24 protein-coding genes are annotated in these 22,798 nt (G+C 57.7%); 14 read left to right on the top strand and 10 right to left on the bottom strand.

The features are described from left to right. Positions 1 to 88 precede the first annotated feature (88 nt). From ribE to AB5Y71_RS19740, 8 genes are all read left to right on the top strand, one after another. Positions 89 to 559, top strand: a complete 471-nt coding sequence (ribE, locus tag AB5Y71_RS19775) for a 6,7-dimethyl-8-ribityllumazine synthase (protein ID WP_005338866.1) — start codon at positions 89 to 91, stop codon at positions 557 to 559. 14 nt (positions 560 to 573) lie between these two features. Then, the gene (nusB, locus tag AB5Y71_RS19770; RefSeq protein ID WP_005343514.1) at positions 574 to 987 is read left to right on the top strand and encodes a transcription antitermination factor NusB; all 414 of its coding nucleotides are present in this window, start codon (positions 574 to 576) and stop codon (positions 985 to 987) included. Between the two features lie 57 nt (positions 988 to 1,044). Next, a complete protein-coding gene (gene thiL, locus AB5Y71_RS19765) occupies positions 1,045 to 2,004 on the top strand; it encodes a thiamine-phosphate kinase (RefSeq protein ID WP_100654855.1) in 960 nt (319 codons plus the stop codon). Beyond that, positions 2,001 to 2,495: a phosphatidylglycerophosphatase A gene (locus AB5Y71_RS19760; protein ID WP_123173662.1), complete on the top strand. Its 495-nt coding sequence runs from the start codon at positions 2,001 to 2,003 to the stop codon at positions 2,493 to 2,495. Before thiL ends, AB5Y71_RS19760 begins: the two co-directional genes overlap by 4 nt. 487 nt (positions 2,496 to 2,982) lie before the next feature. After that, complete coding sequence (locus AB5Y71_RS19755; RefSeq protein ID WP_005358467.1) at positions 2,983 to 4,707, top strand: ABC transporter ATP-binding protein; 1,725 nt, start codon at positions 2,983 to 2,985, stop codon at positions 4,705 to 4,707. Positions 4,708 to 4,777: 70 nt separating this feature from the next. Beyond that, entirely contained in the window at positions 4,778 to 6,334 is a 1,557-nt protein-coding gene (locus AB5Y71_RS19750) for an ABC transporter substrate-binding protein (protein WP_042054176.1), read from the top strand. A 99-nt stretch (positions 6,335 to 6,433) separates the two neighbouring features. Next, a complete protein-coding gene (locus tag AB5Y71_RS19745) occupies positions 6,434 to 7,408 on the top strand; it encodes an ABC transporter permease (protein WP_368172264.1) in 975 nt (324 codons plus the stop codon). 4 nt (positions 7,409 to 7,412) lie between these two features. Continuing rightward, entirely contained in the window at positions 7,413 to 8,354 is a 942-nt protein-coding gene (locus AB5Y71_RS19740) for an ABC transporter permease (protein ID WP_019445927.1), read from the top strand. 127 nt (positions 8,355 to 8,481) lie between these two features. Here AB5Y71_RS19740 and AB5Y71_RS19735 read toward each other — a convergent pair whose 3' ends face one another. Then, positions 8,482 to 8,697, bottom strand: a complete 216-nt coding sequence (locus AB5Y71_RS19735; RefSeq protein ID WP_005335285.1) for a SlyX family protein — start codon at positions 8,695 to 8,697, stop codon at positions 8,482 to 8,484. Between the two features lie 14 nt (positions 8,698 to 8,711). Continuing rightward, entirely contained in the window at positions 8,712 to 9,680 is a 969-nt protein-coding gene (locus AB5Y71_RS19730) for a hypothetical protein (protein WP_005349516.1), read from the bottom strand. A 118-nt stretch (positions 9,681 to 9,798) separates the two neighbouring features. On the opposite strand from AB5Y71_RS19730, the gene fkpA reads away from it, so the two are divergent. Both fkpA and AB5Y71_RS19720 read left to right on the top strand, forming a co-directional pair. After that, positions 9,799 to 10,602: an FKBP-type peptidyl-prolyl cis-trans isomerase gene (gene fkpA / locus AB5Y71_RS19725; protein WP_005335283.1), complete on the top strand. Its 804-nt coding sequence runs from the start codon at positions 9,799 to 9,801 to the stop codon at positions 10,600 to 10,602. A 151-nt stretch (positions 10,603 to 10,753) separates the two neighbouring features. Further along, positions 10,754 to 12,160, top strand: a complete 1,407-nt coding sequence (locus AB5Y71_RS19720) for a sigma-54 dependent transcriptional regulator (protein WP_100654426.1) — start codon at positions 10,754 to 10,756, stop codon at positions 12,158 to 12,160. A gap of 54 nt (positions 12,161 to 12,214) precedes the next feature. Here AB5Y71_RS19720 and AB5Y71_RS19715 read toward each other — a convergent pair whose 3' ends face one another. The 3 genes from AB5Y71_RS19715 to AB5Y71_RS19705 all read right to left on the bottom strand — a co-directional run bounded on the left by AB5Y71_RS19715 (position 12,215) and on the right by AB5Y71_RS19705 (position 14,022). Continuing rightward, on the bottom strand, positions 12,215 to 13,084 hold the full coding sequence (locus tag AB5Y71_RS19715; protein ID WP_368172263.1) for a hypothetical protein: 870 nt from the start codon (positions 13,082 to 13,084) through the stop codon (positions 12,215 to 12,217). Positions 13,085 to 13,197: 113 nt separating this feature from the next. Further along, positions 13,198 to 13,533, bottom strand: a complete 336-nt coding sequence (locus tag AB5Y71_RS19710; protein WP_107684268.1) for a hypothetical protein — start codon at positions 13,531 to 13,533, stop codon at positions 13,198 to 13,200. Positions 13,534 to 13,677: 144 nt separating this feature from the next. Beyond that, positions 13,678 to 14,022, bottom strand: coding sequence for a DUF2956 domain-containing protein (locus AB5Y71_RS19705; protein ID WP_139428679.1), 345 nt, complete (start codon positions 14,020 to 14,022; stop codon positions 13,678 to 13,680). A 266-nt stretch (positions 14,023 to 14,288) separates the two neighbouring features. Between AB5Y71_RS19705 and ushA the strand changes: the two genes are divergently transcribed. After that, a complete protein-coding gene (gene ushA / locus AB5Y71_RS19700) occupies positions 14,289 to 16,013 on the top strand; it encodes a bifunctional UDP-sugar hydrolase/5'-nucleotidase UshA (RefSeq protein WP_368172262.1) in 1,725 nt (574 codons plus the stop codon). Between the two features lie 133 nt (positions 16,014 to 16,146). Here the strand turns inward: ushA and dxs are convergent, their stop codons facing one another. Genes dxs through xseB form a run of 3 tightly spaced genes read right to left on the bottom strand, consistent with a single transcriptional unit; the run spans position 16,147 to position 19,179 of the window. After that, on the bottom strand, positions 16,147 to 18,015 hold the full coding sequence (dxs, locus tag AB5Y71_RS19695; protein ID WP_368172261.1) for a 1-deoxy-D-xylulose-5-phosphate synthase: 1,869 nt from the start codon (positions 18,013 to 18,015) through the stop codon (positions 16,147 to 16,149). A gap of 21 nt (positions 18,016 to 18,036) precedes the next feature. Next, on the bottom strand, positions 18,037 to 18,927 hold the full coding sequence (gene ispA, locus AB5Y71_RS19690) for a (2E,6E)-farnesyl diphosphate synthase (protein WP_236296005.1): 891 nt from the start codon (positions 18,925 to 18,927) through the stop codon (positions 18,037 to 18,039). Continuing rightward, complete coding sequence (gene xseB, locus AB5Y71_RS19685; RefSeq protein WP_005338838.1) at positions 18,928 to 19,179, bottom strand: exodeoxyribonuclease VII small subunit; 252 nt, start codon at positions 19,177 to 19,179, stop codon at positions 18,928 to 18,930. It abuts the gene before it with no gap. Positions 19,180 to 19,390: 211 nt separating this feature from the next. Between xseB and pomA the strand changes: the two genes are divergently transcribed. The 3 genes from pomA to greA all read left to right on the top strand — a co-directional run bounded on the left by pomA (position 19,391) and on the right by greA (position 21,681). Further along, the gene (gene pomA / locus AB5Y71_RS19680; protein ID WP_005338837.1) at positions 19,391 to 20,149 is read left to right on the top strand and encodes a flagellar motor protein PomA; all 759 of its coding nucleotides are present in this window, start codon (positions 19,391 to 19,393) and stop codon (positions 20,147 to 20,149) included. Positions 20,150 to 20,154: 5 nt separating this feature from the next. Next, positions 20,155 to 21,048 carry a flagellar motor protein MotB gene (locus AB5Y71_RS19675; RefSeq protein WP_270816808.1) on the top strand — a complete coding sequence of 298 codons (894 nt, stop codon included), beginning with the start codon at positions 20,155 to 20,157 and terminating at the stop codon, positions 21,046 to 21,048. A 156-nt stretch (positions 21,049 to 21,204) separates the two neighbouring features. Continuing rightward, positions 21,205 to 21,681, top strand: a complete 477-nt coding sequence (gene greA, locus AB5Y71_RS19670) for a transcription elongation factor GreA (RefSeq protein ID WP_005338833.1) — start codon at positions 21,205 to 21,207, stop codon at positions 21,679 to 21,681. A 76-nt stretch (positions 21,682 to 21,757) separates the two neighbouring features. Here greA and AB5Y71_RS19665 read toward each other — a convergent pair whose 3' ends face one another. Both AB5Y71_RS19665 and yhbY read right to left on the bottom strand, forming a co-directional pair. Continuing rightward, entirely contained in the window at positions 21,758 to 22,339 is a 582-nt protein-coding gene (locus AB5Y71_RS19665; protein ID WP_043822834.1) for a hypothetical protein, read from the bottom strand. Between the two features lie 103 nt (positions 22,340 to 22,442). Next, entirely contained in the window at positions 22,443 to 22,739 is a 297-nt protein-coding gene (yhbY, locus tag AB5Y71_RS19660) for a ribosome assembly RNA-binding protein YhbY (protein ID WP_005338829.1), read from the bottom strand. Positions 22,740 to 22,798 lie beyond the last annotated feature (59 nt).

Raw genomic sequence — 22,798 nt, 5'->3', positions numbered from 1 at the left:
GGCCATGGTTTTTGTCGTGGGTCTGTTGTGCTAGAATGTGCGCACTTTTGACTCCGGCCCTTTTGATTGCACAGATACAGGATTTCCAATGAAGGTTATCGAAGGAAATATCGCCGCTCCTGAGGCGCGCGTTGCTATTGTTGTTGCCCGTTTCAACAGCTTCATCAACGACAGTCTGGTGAACGGCGCGGTGGACGTACTGAAGCGTCAAGGTCAAGTGCAGGACAGCAACCTGACACTGGTAAAAGTGCCGGGCGCGGTTGAAATGCCATTGGTCATCAAGAAGCTGGCCAAGAGTGGTCAATATGATGCCATCGTGGCGGTCGGTACTGTCATCCGTGGCGGCACCTACCACTTCGACCTGGTGGCAAACGAGAACAGCAAGGGCATGGCCCAGGTAATGATGGAATATGAAATTCCCGTTGCCTTCGGTGTGCTGACCACTGAAAACATTGAACAAGCCATCGAGCGTGCAGGTACCAAGGCGGGTAACAAGGGTGCAGAGGCTGCACTGGCAGCGCTCGAAATGATCAACGTCCTGAAAGAACTGGACGTGTAACGAGGAGAAGTACATTGAAACCGTCTGAGCGCCGTAAAGCCCGCCATTGCGCCACCCAGGCCATCTACCAGTGGCAGATGACCAAGGCTAACGTGGGTGACATCGAAGAGCAGTTCAAGATCGATCAGGACACCAAGGGTGTAGACCTGAACTATTTCCGCGATCTGCTGTTCGGGGTAGCCCTCCACTGCAGCGAGCTGGACAAGGTGTTTGCACCTTTCCTCTCCCGTCCACTGGAAGAAGTGGACATGGTGGACAAGGCGATCCTGCGTCTGGCGACCTACGAGCTGACCCGTCGTGATGATGTACCGCCGCGCGTGGTCATCAACGAAGCGATCGAGCTGGCCAAAGCTTTTGCTGCCGATGACAGCCACAAGTTTGTCAACGGTGTACTGGACAAGGTGATCAAGTCGCTGAACAAGCGTTGATCCTGCTGTCCGTCAGCATCTAAGAGAGGAGCCAGCTTATTGCTGGCTTTTTACTGTATGGGTGAATTTGAGCTGATTGATAAGTACTTCAAGGTCCCCCACGCCCGCAAGGACGTGGTGATGGGCCCTGGAGATGACTGTGCCCTGCTGACCCTGCCCCCCGATACCCAACTGGCGGTGAGCACCGACACTCTGGTGAGCGGCGTACACTTCTTTCCCGACATGGATCCGGTGGATCTCGGCTACAAGGCGCTGGCGGTCAATCTCTCCGATCTCGCCGCCATGGGGGCCGAGCCGCGCTGGGTGTCGCTGGCGCTGACTCTGCCTGCCATTAACGAAGGTTGGGTCGCCGGTTTTGCCGAAGGGTTTCTGGAGCTGGCCGAGTACTACAATGTGGCGCTGGTGGGCGGAGACATGACCCGCGGGCCGCTCTCCATCACCATCTCGGTGAAGGGATCGGTGCCTGCCGGGCGCGCCTTGATGCGCAGCGGCGCCAAAGCCGGTGACGGCATCTATGTGACCGGTACCCTGGGGGATGCCGCGTTGGCACTCTCCCATCTGCTGGGCAAACGCACCCTCAACGAGAACCAGCTGGCAGCGGTGCTGCCACGGCTTGACCATCCCCATCCCCGCATTCTGGCCGGTCAGGCGCTGCGCGGGCTGGCGGGTAGTGCGCTGGATCTCTCCGACGGTCTGGCATCGGATCTCGGCCATATCCTCAAGGCCTCCGGTGTACGGGCCCAGATCGATCTCGATCTGCTACCGCTCTCGCCGGTGCTGCAGGATGCGGTGAGCGAGCAGGAGGCGTGGCAACTGGCGCTGGCCGGTGGCGATGACTACGAGCTCTGCTTTACCGTACCGGAGGAGCACCGCGGCGCGCTCGATACGGCGCTGGCCCACAGCGGGGTCAAGTTCAGCCGCATCGGCCGCATCGTGGCGGGCGAGCCGGGCATCGACTACCAGCGTGGCGACCAAGCGGTCGAGCTGCAACTGAAAGGGTGGGATCACTTCGCATGAGTTTGTTCAGGATAAAGCCCGAGCTGACACGACTGGATCTGAAAAATCCGCTTCATTTTTTGGCGGTGGGGTTTGGTTCCGGTCTCAGCCCCAAGGCGCCGGGCACCATGGGCACCCTGGCGGCGATTCCGCTCTATCTGCTGGTGAGCGGTCTGCCGACCTATTGGTTTATCGCCTTGCTGGCGGTTGGGTTTGTGGTCGGTATTCGTATCTGCCAGAGCGCCACCGATGCCATCGGCATGCCGGATCACGGCGCCATCGTCTGGGACGAGGTGATCGGCTTTGGTGTCACCATGATTGCCGCCCCGGCTGGCTGGGAGTGGGTGTTGGCCGGCTTCGTGCTGTTCCGGCTGTTCGATGTGCTCAAACCCTGGCCCATCTGCTGGTTTGACCGCCGGATCCACGGTGGCCTCGGCATTATGCTGGACGATTTGATCGCCGCGTTGTTTGCCCTGTTTTGTATGCAATTGCTGGCGTTCTGGCTCGGCTGAATGCTGCCTTCCGGGGGATGACCGTTCTGGCATCCCCCGATTTATATCTGCTTAATTTTCATTCATCGGCATATGCTGCCGTTTATTATCCATTTCACATAAATATTCACTACTCATTCGGGGCTGGTGATTGTTTTGGAAATAGTGATAAATGCTGCTTGTTGCGTTGTTGTTGAAATTAAAGTAATGACACCAATAGATGTACGGACGCTCCGGCCATTTGTGTGATGAAAATCATCATTTATCTCTGCCGAATTGGTGGTTATCTGCACAAAACATTGCGGAATTGTATAACTCAATCATTTACACCCGTGGTCAAACCGTCTAAGTTACTCGCGGGTTATTCCAAAAAAATGCAAAAAACCCGCCCGGATCGCTGGTTTCGCTGCCTCATGGATTGAGCAAATATTGCCCAAGGTAACAACCGGCATCTGCGGCTGATTTACGGACGAATTATTTGGGACGGATGTCCCCCGCAGAGGTAAACATGTCCTTGCTCGAAGTAAAGAACTTGCGGATCGAGTACCCCTCCCGCTACGGGGTGCTGGCCGCGGTGAAGGATCTCTCTTTCTCTATCGAAAAGGGTGAGATTGTCGGGGTGGTCGGTGAATCCGGCGCCGGCAAGTCTACCATCGGCAACGCCGTTATCGATCTCCTGAGCCCGCCGGGTCGCATCGCCCGTGGTGATATCTATCTCAATGGCGAGCTCATCTCCGGCAAGAGCCAGAATGAGATGCGGGCCATCCGTGGCTCCCGTATCGGGTTCATCTTCCAGGACCCCATGACCTCCCTCAACCCGCTGTTCACCGTTGAGCATCAGCTGGTGGAGACCATTCTGGCCAATACCGACCTCTCTCGCGAAGCTGCTTTTGCCAAGGCATTGGAGCTGATGGGGGCAGTGGGTATTCCGCAACCGGAGCTGCGCATCAAGCAGTATCCTCACCAGTTCTCCGGTGGCATGCGTCAGCGGGTGGTTATCGCCATCGCGCTCTCCTGCGATCCGGAGCTGATCATCGCTGATGAGCCGACCACGGCGCTTGACGTCTCCATTCAGGATCAGATCCTCCAGCTTATCCGCGCCCTCTGCAAAGAGCGTCAGGTGGGCTGCATGCTGGTGACTCACGACATGGGCGTGGTCTCCAACGTTACCGACAAGGTGGCGGTGATGTATCGCGGCGATCTGGTGGAGTTCGGCCTGACCGAACAGGTGTTGGGCAGCCCCAATCACCCCTATACCCGCAGCCTCATCTCGGCGGTCCCCCGTTCCGATGTGAAGCTGGTGCGCTTCCCGCTGGTCTCCTATATCGAGGACGCCAGTGCGCCGGATACCAATATCGACCTCAAGACCCACTGGCTCGGCCAGAGTCAGGACGAGCGTGCCTATGAAGGGGCGCTGCTGCGGGTGGAGAACGTCGATCTGAAGTTCGTCACCAAGGACTCCATCTTCCCGAGCCGTCGCCAGTATGTGCGCGCCTGCAACAACATCAGCTTCGAGATCTTCGAAGGGGAGACCTTCGGTCTGGTGGGGGAGTCGGGCTCCGGCAAATCGACCATTGCCCGCGCCATCACCGGCCTCTATCCGCCTGATACCGGCAAAATCTTCTTCGAGGGGATCGATCTCACCGCTCTCAAGAGCGAGCGCGAGCGTCGCCCGCTGCGTCGCCAGATGCAGATGGTGTTCCAGAACCCCTATTCGTCAATGAACCCGCGGATGAAGGTGCGCGACATCATTGCCGAGCCGATCCGCTTCCATCAGCTGGCGAGCAGCGAGAGCCAGATTGAGGGGATTGTCGGCGATCTGCTGGATCACGTGGGTCTCGGTCGTGGTGCCGGTGTCAAGTATCCCCACGAGTTCTCCGGCGGTCAGCGCCAGCGCATCTCCATTGCACGCGCCCTGGCCACTCGCCCGCGCTTCCTTATCTGCGATGAGCCGACCTCGGCGCTGGATGTGTCGGTGCAGGCCCAGATCCTCAACCTGCTCAAGGATCTGCAGCAGGAGCTCAAGCTCACCATGCTGTTTATCAGCCACGATCTGCCGGTGATCCGCCAGATGTGCGACCGCATCGGGGTGATGCAGCACGGTCATCTGGTGGAGGTGGCCGAGACCGAGAAACTCTTTACCAATGCCGAGCATGAGTACAGCCGCAAGCTGATCTCCCTCATGCCGGAGTTCAAGGGAATGTCCCGCGAGGGGCTGGAAATCGCAAGCTAGGAGAGCGCCGGTGCGCCGGTCTGCTTGTCAAAAAAAGTGTCATAAGAAAGCCAAAAGCATGGAGAACAAGATGAAGAAAGGATTGTCCAAGATTGCCCTGGCGCTGTTTGCCGCCGGTTTCGCCTTCAGTGTCTCAGCCGCTGATATCAAGGTGGGTGTCGCTTCTGACGCCACTTCGCTGGATCCGCAGGAGCAGCTCTCCGGTCAGACCCTGGAGATGTCGCACCTGGTATTCGATCCCCTGATGCGTTACACCCAGGACCTGCAGTTCGAGCCCCGTCTGGCCGAGAAGTTCGAGCGTGTCGATGACAAGACCGTCCGTTTCCATCTGCGCAAAGGGGTCAAGTTCCACTCCGGTAACGACTTCACCGCCGACGACGTGGTGTGGACCGTTAACCGCCTGAAATCCTCCGTCGACTTCAAGGCGATCTTCGATCCCATCAGCGAAGTGAAGAAGGTCGATGACTACACCGTCGATCTGATCACCGCCAAGCCGTTCCCGCTGGTGCTGCAGACCGTCACCTACATCTTCCCGATGGACTCCAAGTTCTACACCGGCAAAACCGAAGCGGGCAAAGACAAGGCCGAGATCGTCAAAAACGGCGACTCCTATGCCTCTACCCACGTCTCCGGTACTGGCCCGTTCACCGTCAAGTTCCGCGAGCAGGGCGTGAAGCTGGATTATGCCCGCAACGCCAACTACTGGGATAAAGCTTCCAAGGGTAACGTCGAGAACCTGACCGTGGTGCCGATCAAGGAAGATGCGACCCGTGTTGCAGCCCTGTTGGGTGGCGACGTGGACATGATCTATCCGGTTGCGCCGAACGATCTGGAGCGCGTGAAGAATGGAAAGGACTCCCAGCTGGTCACCCTGTCCGGTACCCGCGCTATCATCATCGAGCTGAACCAGAACACTAACCCGGCACTGAAAGACAAGCGTGTACGTCAGGCGATCAACTACGCCATCAACCAGGTGGGCATCGTCGAGAAGATCAACAAGGGCTTCGGTACCCCTGCTGGCCAGCTGAGTCCGAAAGGCTATGCCGGTCACAACGAGGCGCTGGTGCCCCAGTATGATCTGGCCAAGGCCAAGGAGCTGATGAAGGAGGCCGGTTACGAGAAAGGCTTCAAGATGACCTTCATCTCCCCGGCTGCCCGCTACGTCAACGACGTCAAGATTGCCCAGGCTGTCTCCGCCATGCTGGCCAAGATCAACATCAAGGTGGATCTGAAGACCATGCCGGTGGCCCAGTACTGGCCCGAGTTTGACAAGTGCGCCGCAGACATGCAGCTGATCGGCTGGCACTCCGACACTGAAGATACCGCGAACTTCTTCGAGTTCCTGACCTTCACCAAGGACGCCAAGACCGGTATGGGTCAGTACAACTGCGCCGGTTACGCCAACGCCGAAGCTGACAAGCTGGTGATGGATGCCAACGCCGAGACCGATCCGGCCAAGCGTGCCGAGATGCTGAAAAAGGTCGAAGCCATGCTGATCGAAGATGCTGCCTACGTGCCGTTGCACTGGGAAGATCTGGCCTATGGCGCCAAGAAGAACGTCGATATCAAGCCGGTGGTCAACGTGATGAACTTCCCTTACCTGGGTGACCTGGTGGTCAGCAAGTAAGAGAACGTCGCAAGGAAGGACGGGGCGGGGTGGTCTGCTGGCCACTCCGCCCACTAACAGAAGCCTGTGCCACGACACAGGCCACGTAGAAGGACAAGCATGTTTACATTCCTGCTGAAACGGTTCTATCAGGCCGTGATAGTGATGTTCGTCATCAGCCTGGTCGCCTTCTCCATCCAGGACAACCTGGGTGACCCGTTGCGCGAGCTGGTGGGACAATCCGTCTCCGAAGCCCAGCGTCACGAGTTGCGCGAGAAGATGGGCCTTAACGATCCCTTCCTCATCAAATACAGCCGCTTTTTGAAAAATGCGGTGCATGGGGATTTGGGCACCTCCTATTTCTTCAAGCGACCTGCTCTCGAGGTGATCCTCGACAAGCTGTTGGCTACCCTTGAGCTGGTGTTTGCTGCTGCGCTCATCATCGTGGTGGTCTCCATTCCACTCGGTGTCTATTCGGCGATCCGCCCGCGCAGCATTCCCACCAAGATCATCATGGCGGGGAGCAGTATCGGTATCTCGATCCCTGTATTTTTGACCGCCATCATGCTGATGTACCTCTTCTCCATCCAGCTGGGCTGGCTGCCGGCCTATGGCCGCGGCGAGACCCGTAACCTGCTGGGCTGGGAGTCGGGCTTCTTCACTTGGGACGGCATCCTGCACCTGATCCTGCCCGCAGTGTCGCTCTCTTCCATCATGCTGCCGCTGTTTATCCGCTTGGTGCGCTCCGAGATGCTGGAGCAGCTCTCCTCCGAGTACGTCAAATTCGCCCGCGCCAAGGGGCTGGACAACAACAAGGTCTACTACAGCCACGCTCTTAAAAACACCATGCTGCCGGTTATTACCGTCGGCGGGGTGCAGATCGGCACCATGGTGGCCTACACCATTCTGACCGAGAGCGTGTTCCAGTGGCCGGGCACCGGCTTCCTGTTCCTCGAGGCGATCCACCGGGTCGATACGCCCCTCATCACCGCCTACGTCATCTTCGTGGGATTGATCTTCGTGGTGACCAATACCCTGGTCGACCTGCTCTACGGGTTGATCAACCCGACCGTTAACCTGACTGCCAAGGGGTAAGCGCATGACTAATGCTGTAACTGCAAGCCCAAGCCGTTGGGCACGATTCAAGAACTCTGACATCGTCTACTACTTCCTGCGGGACAAGGTAGCCATGTTCAGCTTTGCGGTGTTTGTGGTGTTCGTGCTGGCGGCGCTGCTGGCGCCCTGGCTCGCCCCGCACAACGTCTATGACCAGACCAGTTTTGATCTGATGGATGCCGAGTTGCCCCCCTCCTGGCTCGAAGGCGGCGAGGAGCGCTTCTGGCTCGGCACCGACAACCAGGGGCGGGATATCTGGAGCACCATCCTCTATGGCGCCCGTATCTCCCTCACCATCGGCCTGTTTGCGGTGGCGCTGCAGCTGGTGCTCGGTATCGTCATCGGTCTGATTGCCGGTTACTTCGGTGGTCGTATCGACAACCTGTTGATGCGCTTTGCCGATGTGCAGCTGTCGTTCTCCACCATGATGGTGGCGATCATCATCTCCGCCATCTTTCAGGCGACCTTTGGCTCCGAGTTCTACTCGAAGTTCGCCATCATGATGCTGGTGGTGATCATCGGTATCGCCGAGTGGCCGCAGTATGCCCGTACTGTGCGCGCCTCTGTGCTGGCGGAGAAGAAGAAGGAGTATGTGGAAGCGGCCAAGGTGATGGGGTTCCGCGCCCCGCGCATCATGTTCCGCCACATTCTGCCCAACTGTTTGTCGCCCATTCTGGTCATCTCCACCGTGCAGGTGGCCAACGCCATCATGAGCGAGGCGGCGCTCTCCTTCCTCGGTCTGGGGATGCCGGTTGATCAGCCCTCGCTCGGTTCACTTATCAGCGTCGGCTTCAACTACATCTTCTCCGGCTCCTGGTGGATCACCGCCTTCCCGGGTATCTGTCTGGTGGTGCTGGTGCTGGTCATCAACCTGCTGGGTGACTGGCTGCGGGATGTGTTTAACCCCAAGATCTACAAAGGTTAACGCGGGCCGACTCTGAGGCGCTGAGTCGCAGCTGTCAGGCCATTTGGATGAAAAAAATCCGAAACCGGTTTAGCCGGTTTCGGATTTTTATTGGTCTTGAGCAGACAGCTTGTTGATTGCACACCCATCAGTAGTGCGGCGGCGGGGTCTCTTCGGCCATGCTGGCAATCTGGCTGGGCTGTACGCTTTGCAGTTTGTCGATCAGCAGCTGGATCTGGTATTTGAGCCGATCGAGTTCACGGCCCTGGGTGGTTACCTCGTCGTTGAGCTGCTCTATGGTGTACTCCGCATAGGCGAGACGGGTTTCCAGGGTTTCGATGCGATCGTTAAGTTGCTGACTCATGGGCCTTCGGGTCCTTACTTGATTGTCCAGATTTCGGCCAGACCACTGGAGCTGGCACTGACAAGGTGGCTATTGTCGCGCAAAGCGACGCCGTAGACCACTGCGCTGGGCGGTTTCACCTTGGGTTGCGGCGAGACGCGCCAGCTCTGCAGCAGGGCGCCATCGCTCACTTGCCACAGGGAGAGCTGACGGGAAGGGGCGCCAGTGATGAGCCACTTGCCGTCGTTGGCAAAGCGGGCGCTGGTGTAGACCTCGAAGCGGTGATCATATTGCAGCTGACTCACCTCCTTGCCGGTTTTCAGATCCCAGATGCTGGCCCGGCTGCTGTCGGCGGTGAAGGCGTAGCGGCCGCTCGGCTCCAGTCTGGCCATGATCACCCGACCACCATGGTTGAAGCGCCAAATTACCTGCCCGCTACGGGTATCCCACAGATAGGCGCTGTAGTCGTTGCCTCCGGTCAGGGCGTAGCGACCGTTAGCGGAGAGATCGACCGTATTGACCTGTTCGGTGTGCCCCAGAAACTGCAGACGACGACCGCTTCGGGTATCGAGCCACTCGGCCTTGCCATCTTCCCGCCCGATCAGCACATAACGACCGTCGGCAGAGAGCGCGATGTCCCTCAGCCTGGATTCAGGAAGTGAGTAGTAGCCTTGTGATTGCCCGTCGTTCAGCCGCCAGGTAGCAAAGGTGTCTGGGGTGGCGGTGACGGCATGGCTGTTGCCTTCGGAAAAGCGGGTAATGAATACCAGATCTTCCGCAGAGTCGGATTGCTTCCAGCGCCAGCGTTGACGGTTCTGTTCCAGATCCCAGACGATGATGCCCTGGCTGATGCTGGAGACGATGGCCTGCTTGCCATCACTGGAGAGATCTGCGGTCAGCAGACCCGTGCTGGCGAGGGTCATTTGCTGGTTGGGTTGGGAGCTCTGCTCGCAACCGGTGAGCATTAAACAGAGGCTCACCAGATAAATGGCACTTTTTATCATTTTTGCGGTCTCACGCTTTTGTTACCTGCGATCACGGCGTTAGTATAAGGCGCTTATCACGATAAACCTCTCATTTCACGATGGAACCGAGAGCGGTATTTGGAGTTTGGAGAAACTGATGAACAAATTTCTGAAGGTGTCCCTGTTGGCGGCGGCCGTTGCCGTCGGTCTGACTGCTTGCCAAAAAGACGAGAAGCCTGCTGCGGCCAATACCGCCGAAGTGAAGGCAGAAGCCAGCAAGCCCGCAGAGGCGACCAAGGCCGAAGCCAAGAGCTTTGAAGAGCAATCTGGCTACGCAATTGGCCTCTCCATGGGGCGTTACATCGCCAATACCCTGGAGCGTCAGCAGGAACTGGGCATCAAACTGGACAACGCCGTGATCCTGAAAGGGGTGACTGACGGTCTGGGCAAAGAAGCCAAGATGACTGATGAAGAGATCCAGAAGGTACTGCAGGATTACGACGCCAAGATCAATGAGCTGACCAAGGCCAAGGCCGAGAAAGACGCCGTTGAGAATTTGAAGAAGGGCGAAGAGTTCCTGGCTGCCAACGCCAAGAAAGAGGGTGTGAAGAGCACTGAATCCGGCCTGCAATACGTGGTCGAGAAGATGGGCACTGGCGCCAAGCCGAAATCTACCGACATCGTCAAGGTTCACTACACCGGTACCCTGACCGATGGCACCAAGTTCGACAGCTCCGTCGATCGCGGCGAGCCGGCTACCTTCCCGCTCAATCAGGTTATCCCGGGTTGGACTGAAGGTGTGCAGCTGATGCCGGTTGGCTCCAAGTTCAAGTTCTTCCTGCCGTCCAAGCTGGCCTATGGCGAGCACGGTGCAGGCTCCATCCCGGCGAATGCCGTGCTGGTGTTTGACGTTGAGCTGCTGGCTATCGAGAAGCCGACTGCTGACGACGCCAAGAAGTAATCCCTTCTTGTAGTTAAAAACGGCTCCTTAAGGAGCCGTTTTTACTTGTGTATTCCCTGCAATCGCGGGATAACAGAGCTGTCTTGGCGTTGGGTTTGCGCGCGAAAATAAGGCAAAATAGATCGCAGAATCAAATACAAGGATGAGTCCAGTGGCTGAAAATAAATCGCGTGTCCTGCTGGTGGAAGATACCCGTAGTCTGGCGGTGGTCTATGAACAGTACCTGCGCCAGGAGGGGTATGAGGTGGTGCTGGCCGACTGTGGTCAGCAAGCGTTGGCGCAGTTGCTGGCAAGTCCTCCCCCCGTGGTGCTGCTGGATCTGGAGCTGCCGGATATGTCCGGTATGGATATTCTGCAAATGATCACCGAACAGCAGTTGCCCTGCTCTGTGGTAGTGATCACCGCCCATGGTTCGGTGGATGTGGCAGTGGAGGCGATGCGCCTCGGAGCCTTCGATTTTCTGACCAAGCCGTTTGACAGCAAGCGGCTCTGCGCCACTGTTCGCAATGCCTTGAAACACCAGCAGTTGAGCTCGCTGGTTGCCCACTATCGGGAAAACTTCGAGCGTAGCTCCTTCTTCGGTTTTATCGGTGCCTCCATGTCGATGCAGGCGGTCTATCGCATCATCGAAAGCGCGGCGCCCAGCAAGGCGACCGTCTTTATCACTGGCGAGAGCGGCACCGGCAAAGAGGTGTGTGCCGAGGCGATTCACCAGTGCAGTCCCCGCAGCGAACAGCCCTTTATTGCCCTCAACTGCGCCGCCATTCCCCATGATTTGATGGAGAGCGAGATCTTCGGTCATGTGAAGGGCTCTTTTACCGGTGCGCAGGGGGATCGCAAGGGGGCGGCCAGTCTGGCCGATGGCGGTACCCTGTTTCTCGACGAGATCTGCGAGATGGATCTCGACCTGCAGAGCAAGCTGCTGCGCTTTATCCAGACCGGCACAGTGCAGCGGGTCGGTAGCGGCAAGCTCGAGACGGTGGATGTGCGCTTTATCTGCGCCACCAACAGGGATCCGCTGGTAGAGGTAAAAGCGGGCCGTTTTCGCGAGGATCTCTACTATCGGCTCCACGTCATTCCGCTTACCCTGCCGCCGCTGCGGGAGCGGGGTGAGGATATCCTGCTGCTAGCGCGTACCCTGCTGCAGAGCTACGCCAAGGAGGAGAACAAACGCTTCAAGGATTTTGATGTCGAGGCTGCACGAGTGCTGCTCGACTACCCCTGGCCCGGCAACGTACGCGAGTTGCAAAACGTGGTACGCAATATCGTGGTGCTCAATGACAAGGAGCTGGTGAGCCCGGATATTCTGCCGCCACCGCTCAATGGGGTGCGCCCCCAGCTACCGACTGCGATTGCGGCAGCGGTGGCATCGGCTCCGGCCGCCACTGGCGTGGCCAACGGGCCGATTCGTCCGCTCTGGCTGGTGGAGAAAGAGGTGATCGAACAGGCCATCGCCAGCTGTGACGGCAACATTCCCAAGGCGGCGGCCCTGCTCGAGATCAGCCCCTCCACCATTTACCGTAAAAAGCAGGGGTGGGAGGAGTCCAATCGGGCCTGAACCATCTTGTCAGCAGAAAGGGCGGCTAGCGTGCCGCCCTTGCTATTTTGGGGATCAGAGTTTGGCTAGGCGCTTGAGGCGGGCCAGTCGCTCTCCCTCGTTGGCGCTGAACCAGCGGTCCTGTGACAGCAGAAACCAGGCGCGGGAAAAGTATTCCGCGGCCAGCGGATCGTCCAGCACCAAGGCATTCTCCCCCAGCTCCTCGAACAGATAACCATCCTCAGGTTCGCCTGCCTCGGCCATATCAACCTTGAGTTGGTGCAGCTCTGCCAGTGCCTGCTGGTGCTGACCCTGGGCCCGGGTCAGGCGAGCCAGACTCCAGCGAGCGATAAACGCCTTGGCCGGCTGGTTATGTTGCAGATGCCAGGCCAGACACTTCTGTTGCTGGATTTTCGCCTCCTCGAAGCGGCCCAGTTCGAACAGGGTCCAGCCCTGATTGTTGTAAAGGGGGGCCAGCCAGCCACGCACCTTCTCGTCACTGCTGCGTTCCGCCAGCTCCATCGCCAGTTGATGCCAGCGGCTCTGCTCTTCCAGTGGTGCGGCGATGGCGATCATGTGAGCGGCGTCGATGGCGAGATAGGTCTCCTTCTCCTTGAGCCCCCATTGCCAGGCTTGTTCAAACAGCGGTTTGGCACTGGCTTTGTCGCCCGCCGAGTTAAAGGTGCGGCCTCGCTCCAGCAAGGTCCGGATCCGGGCTCTGGGGGTTGTATCTGTGAGGCGAGGATCTATCTCGTCGAGCAGCTGATGGGCTTCGGCAAACTGGCGCTGCAGTGAATGGGTGCGGGCAATTTGGGTCAGCAACTCCAGTTCGAGTTGCAGGTCGGCGGCGGCGCGCGCTTCGGGAAGAAGGGTGTGAAAACGAAGGGCACTGGCGGCGGGATCCTGATAATCCCACAGCGCCATGAAATCGGGCGGATTGTCCATTTGGCCTCCTTGCTGGTTATCCTGTCACCAAGATGCCTGCAGGCCATTGTTTGTACAAGGGGCGCCCGTCACAGAGCGCCCCTTGAGTCATGTTAACGGCTGTGGCCAGTTGCTCAGTAGACCATAGCCAGGCTCATCAGCATCAGACCGAGGGCGGCAAAGGCCCCCTCTTTGATGGCGAGCCGTGGTACCAGCGCCTTGGGCAGGGCCGGAAACAGGCTCAGAGCAAAGCCAAGGCCCGGCATCAACCAGTGGAATGCCGGATCGCGCAGGGCGGGATTGGCGGCTCCATTGATGATGATCAGCAAAATAAACAGGGTGAAGGCGGGGAGGATAAACCAGCGTACCCCACCGGCGGCGACCGCCCGCAGCGGCGAAATGCGATAGAGCAGCATGGTCACAAGGAACAGAACAAAAGGGGCCAGCAGATAGAGCGGAGCGGGGTTCATAACATCTTTCCTGAAAACTGATCGTCAAAAAACCGGTTGTCCGGTGCAAGAGGCGCGGGATTTAATCACTCTTCGCAGGTAATCACCAGCAGCCCGGGTCCGGGCTGTGAAGAGGATCCCGGATAAAGGTTTGCTAGCGCACTCTTAGTGCAACCAGAACCAGGTTGCAGCAAATCCCAGCCAGCTCAACACCAGCAATATCCAGGGCAGGGGATGCTGATGGCTTACTTCAACCAGCTCCAGCTGATCGTCTTGTTCTTCGGTTTGGGGCGCGCCCTGTGGCTGCCTGGCTTTGGCCTGCAATTTTTTCTGGCGGCTCGCTTCACGGGCCCGCGCCTTCATCTGTTTCTTGTATTCGTCGATGCCTTTCTGGATACCTTGCGCGATAAGCTGGGTCTGCTCCTTGGTCTGCCCCGGCTTCTGGTTGGCACGGGCAATTTTCATCGCCTCTTGCTGGGTCTCGGGGGAAATCTTGTCGTACTTGGCCATCAAATCATCTCCTCGGGCATGGCTGGCTGGGGAGTATGCCATAAAGGCGCGTCGGGTGGCGCCTGCTTGGTGCGGGAGGGGAGCAAGTGAGTGACTGCTCAACAAAAAACCTGATAAATCAGCAGGAAGCTGGATGTTGGGCCGAAGATCACAATTAGCAGAATTTGTGAGTCATCGATGAAAAACGGTCATCTGTTGTTTGTTATATTGGCGCCGACCCGCTGGACAGGGTTGATAAATAACAAAACAATCAAGGTGATATGGAAATGAATAATAACTTTATCAAAGGCGGCGTGGCACTGGCCGTGCTTGCTGCACTGACTGGCTGTAATACCTCGACCAATGACACCGTTGCACCCTGCACCGAAAATGTCTGCAAACTGACCATACTGCACACCAACGATACCCACGGCCGTTTCTGGCACAACGCTGAAAATGAGTATGGTATGGCTGCCCAGAAGACTCTGGTCGAACAGCTGCGTGCCGATGCCAAGGCTGCTGGCAGTGACGTACTGGTTCTTTCCGGTGGTGATGTGAATACCGGCGTGCCGGAGTCCGATCTGCAGGATGCCGAGCCTGACTTCATGGCGATGAACAACATTCGCTACGATGCCATGGCAGTGGGCAACCATGAATTCGACAACCCCCTCAGCGTGCTGGAGAAGCAGCGCAAGTGGGCCCAGTTCCCCATGCTCTCGGCCAACATCTACGACAAGGCCAGTGGCAAACACTACTTTGACCCCTACAAGGTGTTCAAGCTGGAGAGCGGTCTCAAGGTCGCCGTACTGGGTCTGACCACCGAGGATACCGCCCAGCTGGTTGATCCCAACAACGTGCAAACCCTGGAGTTCCGCGATCCGACCCGCGAGGCGGCCAAACTGGGCCAGCAGATCCGCAGTAACAAGGAGGCCAATCTGGTCTTCGCCATCACTCACATGGGCCATTACGAGAATGGCCAGCACGGCAGCAATGCGCCGGGCGATGTAGAGATGGCTCGTGCACTGCCGGCAGGGACTCTGGATGCCATCATTGGTGGTCACTCCCAGAATCCGGTCTGTATGGAACCGGGCACCACCAACAAGTACGCCAATTTCAAACCGGGTGATAACTGCCAGCCGGACCAGCAAAACGGCACCTGGATCATGCAGGCTCACGAGTGGGGCAAGTATGTGGGCCGTGCCCAGTTTGAGTACCAGAATGGCAAATTGACCCTGACCAGCTATGACCTGATCCCGGTCAACCTCATCAAGCGCAACGCCAAGGGCGAGGCGATCGATGCCAACGGTGCCGTGACCAAGGACCCGGCCAAGATGCAGTTCGTACAGGACGAGATCACCAAGGATCCCGAGCTGTATAACACCCTGCTGGGTTATCAGGAGAAAGGTCAGCAAGAGCTGAATGTTGTCATTGGCTCGGCGGATGGCTTGCTGGTTGGTGATCGCAACTCGGTTCGCAACAAGCAGACCAACCTGGGTCGCCTCATCACCACGGCGACCAGCAGCAAGCTGGGGGTCGACTTTGGTATCGTCAACTCAGGCGGCGTGCGTGACAGCATCCCGGCCGGTGATATCACTTACCGCAGCGTGCTGCTGGTGCACCCGTTTGGCAACACGGTCAACAAGGCTGTCATGAAGGGAAGCGAGCTGGCGACCTATCTGGGCCAGGTGGCAAGCAAGACCCGCAATACCGGTGGTTATGCCCAGTTTGGCGGTATCAACATGGCGGTGGATTGCCAGGCCAAGAGCGTCAATATCACCAGTATCGGTGGCAAGGCGTTTGATCCGGCAGCAACTTACAGCTTCGCGATCCCGAGCTTCAGCGCCTCCGGTGGTGACGGCTATCCGAAGATCGATACCATCAACGCCGGGTTGGTGGATGCTGCCGTGCTGAAGGAGTACATTGAGATCAAGAAGACCATCAACGTTGCGGATTATCAGCCAGGCAATGAGGTGAGCTACCTGAACTCAGCCTCTACCGAAGGGTGTAACTAAGCGCTGTCGATTCGGTATCGTCACAACAGTAGTCACACTCTGCTGTCTTCTTAAAAAAATCCCCAGGCATTACCTGGGGATTTTTTCGAACCGTTACTGAATTTTCCTGTCTATTGCATCACATCGTGTCTCGTCAGGCTTGCAGCCAGCTTTCGATGCTGCGCTGGATGCCTGCATCGTCCAGACCGAGCAGGGCATAGATCTCCTGCTGGGTACCCTGTTCGACGAAGCGATCCGGCAGGCCGAGGTTGAGCACCGACTTGCACTGTTTGCTGCGCATCAGCAGCTCGTTCACCGCCGAACCGGCGCCGCCCATGATGGCGTTGTCTTCGATGGTGACGAAGTGATCGTGGCTGGCCGCCAGCGACAGCACCAGTGCCTCATCCATCGGTTTGACGAAGCGCATGTCCACCAGGGTGGCATCCAGCGCCTCGGCGGCCGCTTTGGCGTGGTGCAGCAGAGTACCAAAGGCCAGAATAGCGGTGCCTTTGCCCTCTCGCAGGATACGTCCCTTGCCAAGCGCCAGTGCCTGCATCTCTGACGAGATGGGGGCGTCGCTCAGGCTGCTGCCGCGCGGGTAGCGCACCGCAGCTGGCCCCTGATGGCGATAGCCGGTATAGAGCATCTGACGGCATTCGTTCTCGTCGGAGGGGGTCATGATCACCATGTTGGGCACGGTGCGCAGGAAGCTGATATCGAACGCCCCCTGATGGGTGGGGCCATCGGCGCCCACCAGACCGGCCCGGTCGATGGCGAACAGCACCGGCAGCTCTTGCAGCGCTACGTCGTGGATCACCTGATCGTAGGCACGTTGCAGGAAGCTCGAATAGATGGCGACCACCGGCTTTTTGTCGGCGATGGCGAGACCGGCAGCAAAAGTGACCGCGTGCTGCTCGGCAATGGCCACATCGAAGTAGCGATCCGGATACTGCTGGCTGAATTTCACCAGCCCCGAGCCTTCGCGCATGGCGGGGGTAATACCGACCAGCTTCTCGTCTTTGGCCGCCATGTCGCACAGCCATTGGCCGAAGATGGCGGAGAAGGTGGGTTTGGCGCTGCTCGCCTTGGGCAGGGAGCAATCGTCAGGATTGAACTTGGGCACGGCGTGATAACCGATGGGGTCTTTCTCCGCCGGCTCGTAACCCTTGCCCTTCTTGGTTTTGACGTGCAGCAGTTGCGGGCCCTTGAGGTTGCGCATGTTGCGCAGGGTCTCGACCAGTGCCTCGATATCGTGACCGTCGATGGGGCCGATATAGTTGAAGCCGAACTCCTCGAACAGGGTACCGGGTACCACCATCCCCTTGAGGTGCTCTTCAGCCCGCTTGGCCAGTTCCTTGACCGGCGGCAGCCCCGCCAGCACCTTCTTGCCGCCTTCGCGGATGGTGGTGTAGAGCTTGCCGGACATGACCCGGGCCAGATGGTTGTTCAGCGCCCCGACATTCTCGGAGATGGACATCTCGTTGTCGTTGAGGATCACCAGCATGTCTTTATGGACATCGCCAGCGTGGTTGAGCGCTTCAAAGGCCATCCCTGCGGTAATGGCACCATCACCAATTACCGCTACCACCTTGCGGCCCAGCCCTTCGCTCTCGGCGGCGACCGCCATACCGAGCGCCGCACCGATGGAGGTGCTGGAGTGGCCGACGGAGAGCACGTCGTATTCGCTCTCGCCACGCCAGGGGAAGGGGTGCAGGCCATCCTTCTGCCGGATGGTGTGGATCTGGTCACGGCGCCCGGTCAGGATCTTGTGGGGATAGGCCTGATGGCCCACGTCCCAGATCAGCCGATCGAACGGGGTGTTGTAGACGTAGTGCAGGGCCACGGTCAGTTCGACCGTGCCGAGACCGGAGGCAAAGTGTCCGCTGGAGCGGCTGACAGAGCGCAGCAGATATTCGCGCAGCTCGTTACACAGCACCGGCAGCCGATCTTTGGGCAAGGAACGCAGCTCGACCGGAGTGTCCGCGAGGGCCAGGTTGGGGAAATTGCTAATATCAACGCTCATATTGTTACTGTTATCCAGCGTTTAGTGGGTTCGCTCGATGATGTAATCGGCAAACGCTTCCAGAATGTCGGTATTGTAGGGCAAGGATTGCAGGGCTGTTAAGGCTTTCTCATGCAGTTCGCGAGCCAGCTCACGGGCATTTTCGAGTCCCAACAGGGCCGGATAGGTACTTTTCTCCAGCGCCAGGTCAGAACCTTGTGGCTTGCCCAGGGTGGCGGTATCACCTGTGATGTCGAGGATGTCATCCTGCACCTGAAAGGCGAGGCCAATCGCGGCGGCGTAGGTTTGCAGTGCAGCCAGCGTGGCGTCATCGACATCGGCTTTGCACAGGGCGCCGAGCGCCACGGCGCATTCAATCAGCGCACCGGTCTTGTGGCGGTGTACCTGCTCCAGTTCGGCAAGCGAGATCTGGCGCCCTTCAGCCTGCAGGTCCAGCGCTTGACCGCCACACATACCGAGATAGCCGGAGGCGCGGGCGAGGGTACTCAGCATCCGCACCCGGTTGGCCATCAAGGAGTCGGGCATGGGGTGATCGGCCAGAATGGAGAACGCCAGGGTCTGCAGCGCATCACCGGCCAGAATGGCGGTTCCTTCGTCAAACGCCTTGTGAACGGTTGGCTGACCACGACGCAGGTCGTCGTTATCCATGGCGGGCAGGTCATCGTGCAGCAGGGAGTAGGCGTGGATGCACTCCACGGCAGCAGCGGGGCCATCCAGCAGTTCGCTCTTGACGCCCAGCATCTCGCCGACCGCGTAGACCAGAAACGGGCGAACCCGCTTGCCACCCAGCAGCAGGCCATAACTCATGGCATCGCGCAGGCGCGGCGCCATGGCGGGCAAGGATTCAAGTTGTGCTGACAGACAGTCGTCAATACGCTGACGATGCAGACGGGAAAAATGGTCCAGCGCCACTCACTCCTCTCCTTGTTCTGGCTGGAAGGGGGCGAGCTGGTCACTGCCATCGGCTTGACTGAGCAGGATCTGGATCTTCTGTTCGGCCAGTTCCAGCTTCTGCTGACCGGCCCGTACCAGATGAACGCCCTGCTCGAACTGCTTGAGTGCCTCTTCCAGGGGTAGGGAACCTTGTTCCAGCTGATGAACGATGGTTTCCAGCTCTTCCAGAGTGGCATCAAAACTCAGACGGTCGATTTTTTTACTGGCCATGTCCATCCTCGGGGATTGAAAAAAACGGCTTATATTAACATCGACCGTCCACAGGGGGGAGGCAGAAAAGCATTGCCCTCTCAAACTCTCGCTAAACTGGCCGATAATGAGCCATCATTCTCAGTGGATGCATGCTTGCCGCTAGGGTCGCAATAGCAGAAAATTCAACAAACTATAATTAGGTATAAGAACCGGTGACAGGAGTAGGGACGTGGATCTAGGGAGCTTGTTAGGTATCGTTTTAGGATTCGGTGTCGTGATTTACGGCATGATCCTTGGTGGCTCGTTGAGCATGTTTATCGATATGCCATCGGTCTATATCACTATTCTTGGCTCAATCTTCATCGCCATGATGAAGTTCAATATCGGGCAGTTTTTTCTGGCTTTCAAGGTGGCGGGCAAAGCCTTTATGTACAAGGGCGACAAGCTCGACGATCTGATCGCCAAAGCCGTTGAACTGGCTGATGCGGCTCGCAAAGGTGGCTTTCTGGCGCTGGAGGCCGCAGAGATCCCCAATGCATTTATGAAGAAAGGGATCGACATGCTGGTGGATGGTCACGATGCCGAAGTGGTGCGTGCCGTGATGGAAAAGGATATCGACCTGACAGCCGAGCGCCATGTCATTGCCATCAAGGTCTTCCGTACCCTTGGGGATCTGGGCCCAGCCATGGGGATGATAGGTACGTTGGTGGGCCTGGTGGCCATGTTGTCAAATATGAGTGACCCCAAGTCGATCGGTCCGGCAATGGCGGTGGCCTTGCTGACCACCCTGTACGGAGCGATTGAGGCCAACATGATCGCTATTCCTATTGCTGACAAGCTGGAGCTGCGCAGCGGGGAGGAGAAGCTCAGTCGTACCCTGATCCTTGATGCCATTATGGGTATTCAGGATGGCCAGAACCCGCGGGTGATCCAGTCCATGCTGCAGAACTATCTGAGCCAGTCCAAACGCAATACCGGCGCGGAGTAGGCACCATGTCTGATTGCAAATGTCCCCCCCCCGGTCTTCCTGCCTATATGGGCACCTTTGCCGACCTGATGTCGCTGCTGATGTGCTTCTTCGTGCTGCTGCTCTCCTTTGCCGAGATGGACGTACTCAAGTTCAAGCAGATCGCGGGCTCTATGAAGAATGCTTTCGGAGTGCAGAACATCCTTGAGGTGAAAGATATTCCCAAGGGAACCTCGGTGATTGCCCAGGAGTTCAGGCCCGGTCGCCCGGAACCCACGCCGATTGATACCGTGATGCAGCAGACCATCGATCTGACCCAGACCGAACTGGAGTTTCTGCCCGGTGAGGCGGATCAGGCCGGTGGTCAGGACAAGAGTGATGGCAAACAGACGGGGGGCGATACCGCGCAGGATGCGAAGAAGGCGCAAGAACAATCCAATACCCTGGCCAAAGCCCTCGCCGAGCAGATGAAAGATCAGATCCAGGATGGCGCCATCGAAATTGAGGCGCTGGGCCAGCAGATCATCATCCGGATCAGGGAAAAAGCGTCTTTCCCGGCCGGTTCGGCATTTCTGCAGCCCCAGTTTTGGCCGGTCATTCGCAAGGTCGCGACCCTGCTCAAGGATGTGCCGGGTGAAATCACCATCTCCGGTCACACCGACAACGTGGCGACCGAAGATGAGCTGTTCCAGTCCAACTGGGAGTTGTCGTCGCAACGGGCGGTGGCGGTGGCGCACCAGATGCTGAAGGTCCCCGGTTTTGATCAGGGGCGACTGGTGGTGCAGGGGATGGCGGACTCCCAACCATTGGTGCCCAATACCACCCCGGAAAATCGTCGGATGAACCGGCGAGTGGAGATCGCCATCATGCAGGGCAAACCGACCGTTTCGGCCCCCATTTCCGTACCGGAAGGGAAGTAAGCGAAGGGAATGCCGATGACGCAAGTGGGATCTGCATCAGGGGGCTGACGTGGATTTTGTGTTGGCTTCATATTAAGATGCCTCATCCGAACCGATTGCTGCGGCCTCCTTGCAGATGGCCGCAGTTTCTATTTTCAAGCAACCCAGGTTTCGACTATGAATCATACTCCGATGACTGTTCGCGGCGCTGAGAAGCTGCGCGAAGAGCTCGATTATCTCAAGACCGAGCTTCGTCCCCAGATTATCGAAGCGATTGCCGATGCCCGTGAGCACGGTGATCTGAAGGAAAACGCCGAATACCATGCCGCTCGCGAGCAGCAGGGTTTCTGTGAAGGCCGCATTCAGGAGATTGAAGCCAAGCTCTCCAATGCGCAGGTGATCGATGTCACCAAGATGACCAACAACGGCCGCGTGATTTTTGGTGCGACTGTGACTCTGCTCAAGAGCGAGACAGAGGAAGAGGTGGTTTACCGCATTGTGGGTGACGATGAGGCTGATATCAAACAGAACCTCATCTCTGTCAACTCCCCCATTGCTCGCGCCCTGATTGGCAAGGAAGTGGACGATGTCGCTATAGTCAAGACGCCGGGTGGTGATGTGGAATACGAAGTACTGGAAGTCGCTTACATCTAAGCGAATGCTACAGACGATGAAACAGGGGGGCTGGCGCTCCCCTGTTTGTCTTTATCTATATGATTATTTATAAAAATCAGGACAGATACGCCTCGGTAAAGGCGTCCTGATGACGCTGGAACAGCCAGTGGCGCAGCCGTTCGATGTTGCTCTCGCTCATTTGAAAGCTCAGTGCCCAGGTGGCATGGTCGGCATTGGCTTTGATGCGCCTTACCAGTCGTCCCTGCAGTGGAAGAGGGGCCTCTTGCTCGATGCAGAGCTCGCCGTTGATGGGGGTATCGGCCACCATGTCGGTTGGCAAATTTTCCACGATGAGGCCGTTGAGGGAGAGGCTGAGTACCTGAAACAGGCCCAGTTCGCTGCAAAGCTTGGCTTTTTGGGTGAGACGCCAGGCGCGCGGTTGCGCAAATCCCAGCTCCCTGATGACCGGTGCAGATAAGCGGGGTTCGACGAAGCCATCTTCCCCTTGGGTAAAGCTCAGGGGAAAACGCAGCTGATGGCCTGCGAAGCGGGCTTCGAGTACAAGGTGTTCGGCTTTTTGCAGCAAGCCAAGCATGGGGGCATCGAGGTGACCACTCAGAACATGGGTGTCCTGATTGCTCCCCAAGTCCCGCAGCATGGCCAGCTCATCGTCGGTCAGAATAGGATGGTGAGCCATAATGCGTGTCCGGAAGTATTCATCGCAGGTTAAGGGCTTTGCGACTACTTTGGCAAGCGACTCGGGAAGAAGTGGAATAAGGAAAGAGCGATGCTCTTTCCTTTTACTTGCGGGGCAGCTGGATTTTGGGTTCGTTGGCTTGACGATAAATGGTCAGCACATGACCCATGCTTTGCACCTTGATTGAACCGGTTTCACGGACGATAGCATCCATAACCAGTTGTTTCATTTCGCGATCTTCAGAGGCAACCTTAACCTTGATCAGCTCGTGATGGTTCAGTGCCAGATCGATCTCGGCCAGTACACCTTCGGTCAGACCATGCTGACCCAGCAGGACGACAGGCTTGAGGCTATGGGCAAGGCCCTTGAGGTACTGTTTCTGTTTATTGTTGAGAATCATCGCAATTTCTTCATAAGTCAGGGTTGAAAGGGGCGTATTCTACCCCCACTTAGCCCTTA

This window comes from Aeromonas sp. R9-2 (assembly GCF_040908025.1).
GTDB lineage: Bacteria > Pseudomonadota > Gammaproteobacteria > Enterobacterales > Aeromonadaceae > Aeromonas > Aeromonas veronii.
Note: the sequence above shows the minus strand (reverse complement) of the source record. Positions and strands in the feature narration are given on the sequence as shown.

Excerpts from the sequence above, each read along its gene's own strand:
- ribE (WP_005338866.1), top strand. The coding sequence starts at position 89 with ATGAAGGTTATCGAAGGAAATATCGCCGCTCCTGAGGCGCGCGTTGCT.
- thiL (WP_100654855.1), top strand. The coding sequence starts at position 1,045 with ATGGGTGAATTTGAGCTGATTGATAAGTACTTCAAGGTCCCCCACGCC.
- AB5Y71_RS19760 (WP_123173662.1), top strand. The coding sequence starts at position 2,001 with ATGAGTTTGTTCAGGATAAAGCCCGAGCTGACACGACTGGATCTGAAA.
- AB5Y71_RS19755 (WP_005358467.1), top strand. The coding sequence starts at position 2,983 with ATGTCCTTGCTCGAAGTAAAGAACTTGCGGATCGAGTACCCCTCCCGC.
- AB5Y71_RS19750 (WP_042054176.1), top strand. The coding sequence starts at position 4,778 with ATGAAGAAAGGATTGTCCAAGATTGCCCTGGCGCTGTTTGCCGCCGGT.
- AB5Y71_RS19745 (WP_368172264.1), top strand. The coding sequence starts at position 6,434 with ATGTTTACATTCCTGCTGAAACGGTTCTATCAGGCCGTGATAGTGATG.
- AB5Y71_RS19740 (WP_019445927.1), top strand. The coding sequence starts at position 7,413 with ATGACTAATGCTGTAACTGCAAGCCCAAGCCGTTGGGCACGATTCAAG.
- AB5Y71_RS19735 (WP_005335285.1), bottom strand. The coding sequence starts at position 8,697 with ATGAGTCAGCAACTTAACGATCGCATCGAAACCCTGGAAACCCGTCTC.
- AB5Y71_RS19730 (WP_005349516.1), bottom strand. The coding sequence starts at position 9,680 with ATGATAAAAAGTGCCATTTATCTGGTGAGCCTCTGTTTAATGCTCACC.
- fkpA (WP_005335283.1), top strand. The coding sequence starts at position 9,799 with ATGAACAAATTTCTGAAGGTGTCCCTGTTGGCGGCGGCCGTTGCCGTC.
- AB5Y71_RS19715 (WP_368172263.1), bottom strand. The coding sequence starts at position 13,084 with ATGGACAATCCGCCCGATTTCATGGCGCTGTGGGATTATCAGGATCCC.
- AB5Y71_RS19710 (WP_107684268.1), bottom strand. The coding sequence starts at position 13,533 with ATGAACCCCGCTCCGCTCTATCTGCTGGCCCCTTTTGTTCTGTTCCTT.
- AB5Y71_RS19705 (WP_139428679.1), bottom strand. The coding sequence starts at position 14,022 with ATGGCCAAGTACGACAAGATTTCCCCCGAGACCCAGCAAGAGGCGATG.
- ushA (WP_368172262.1), top strand. The coding sequence starts at position 14,289 with ATGAATAATAACTTTATCAAAGGCGGCGTGGCACTGGCCGTGCTTGCT.
- dxs (WP_368172261.1), bottom strand. The coding sequence starts at position 18,015 with ATGAGCGTTGATATTAGCAATTTCCCCAACCTGGCCCTCGCGGACACT.
- xseB (WP_005338838.1), bottom strand. The coding sequence starts at position 19,179 with ATGGCCAGTAAAAAAATCGACCGTCTGAGTTTTGATGCCACTCTGGAA.
- AB5Y71_RS19675 (WP_270816808.1), top strand. The coding sequence starts at position 20,155 with ATGTCTGATTGCAAATGTCCCCCCCCCGGTCTTCCTGCCTATATGGGC.
- greA (WP_005338833.1), top strand. The coding sequence starts at position 21,205 with ATGAATCATACTCCGATGACTGTTCGCGGCGCTGAGAAGCTGCGCGAA.
- AB5Y71_RS19665 (WP_043822834.1), bottom strand. The coding sequence starts at position 22,339 with ATGGCTCACCATCCTATTCTGACCGACGATGAGCTGGCCATGCTGCGG.
- yhbY (WP_005338829.1), bottom strand. The coding sequence starts at position 22,739 with ATGATTCTCAACAATAAACAGAAACAGTACCTCAAGGGCCTTGCCCAT.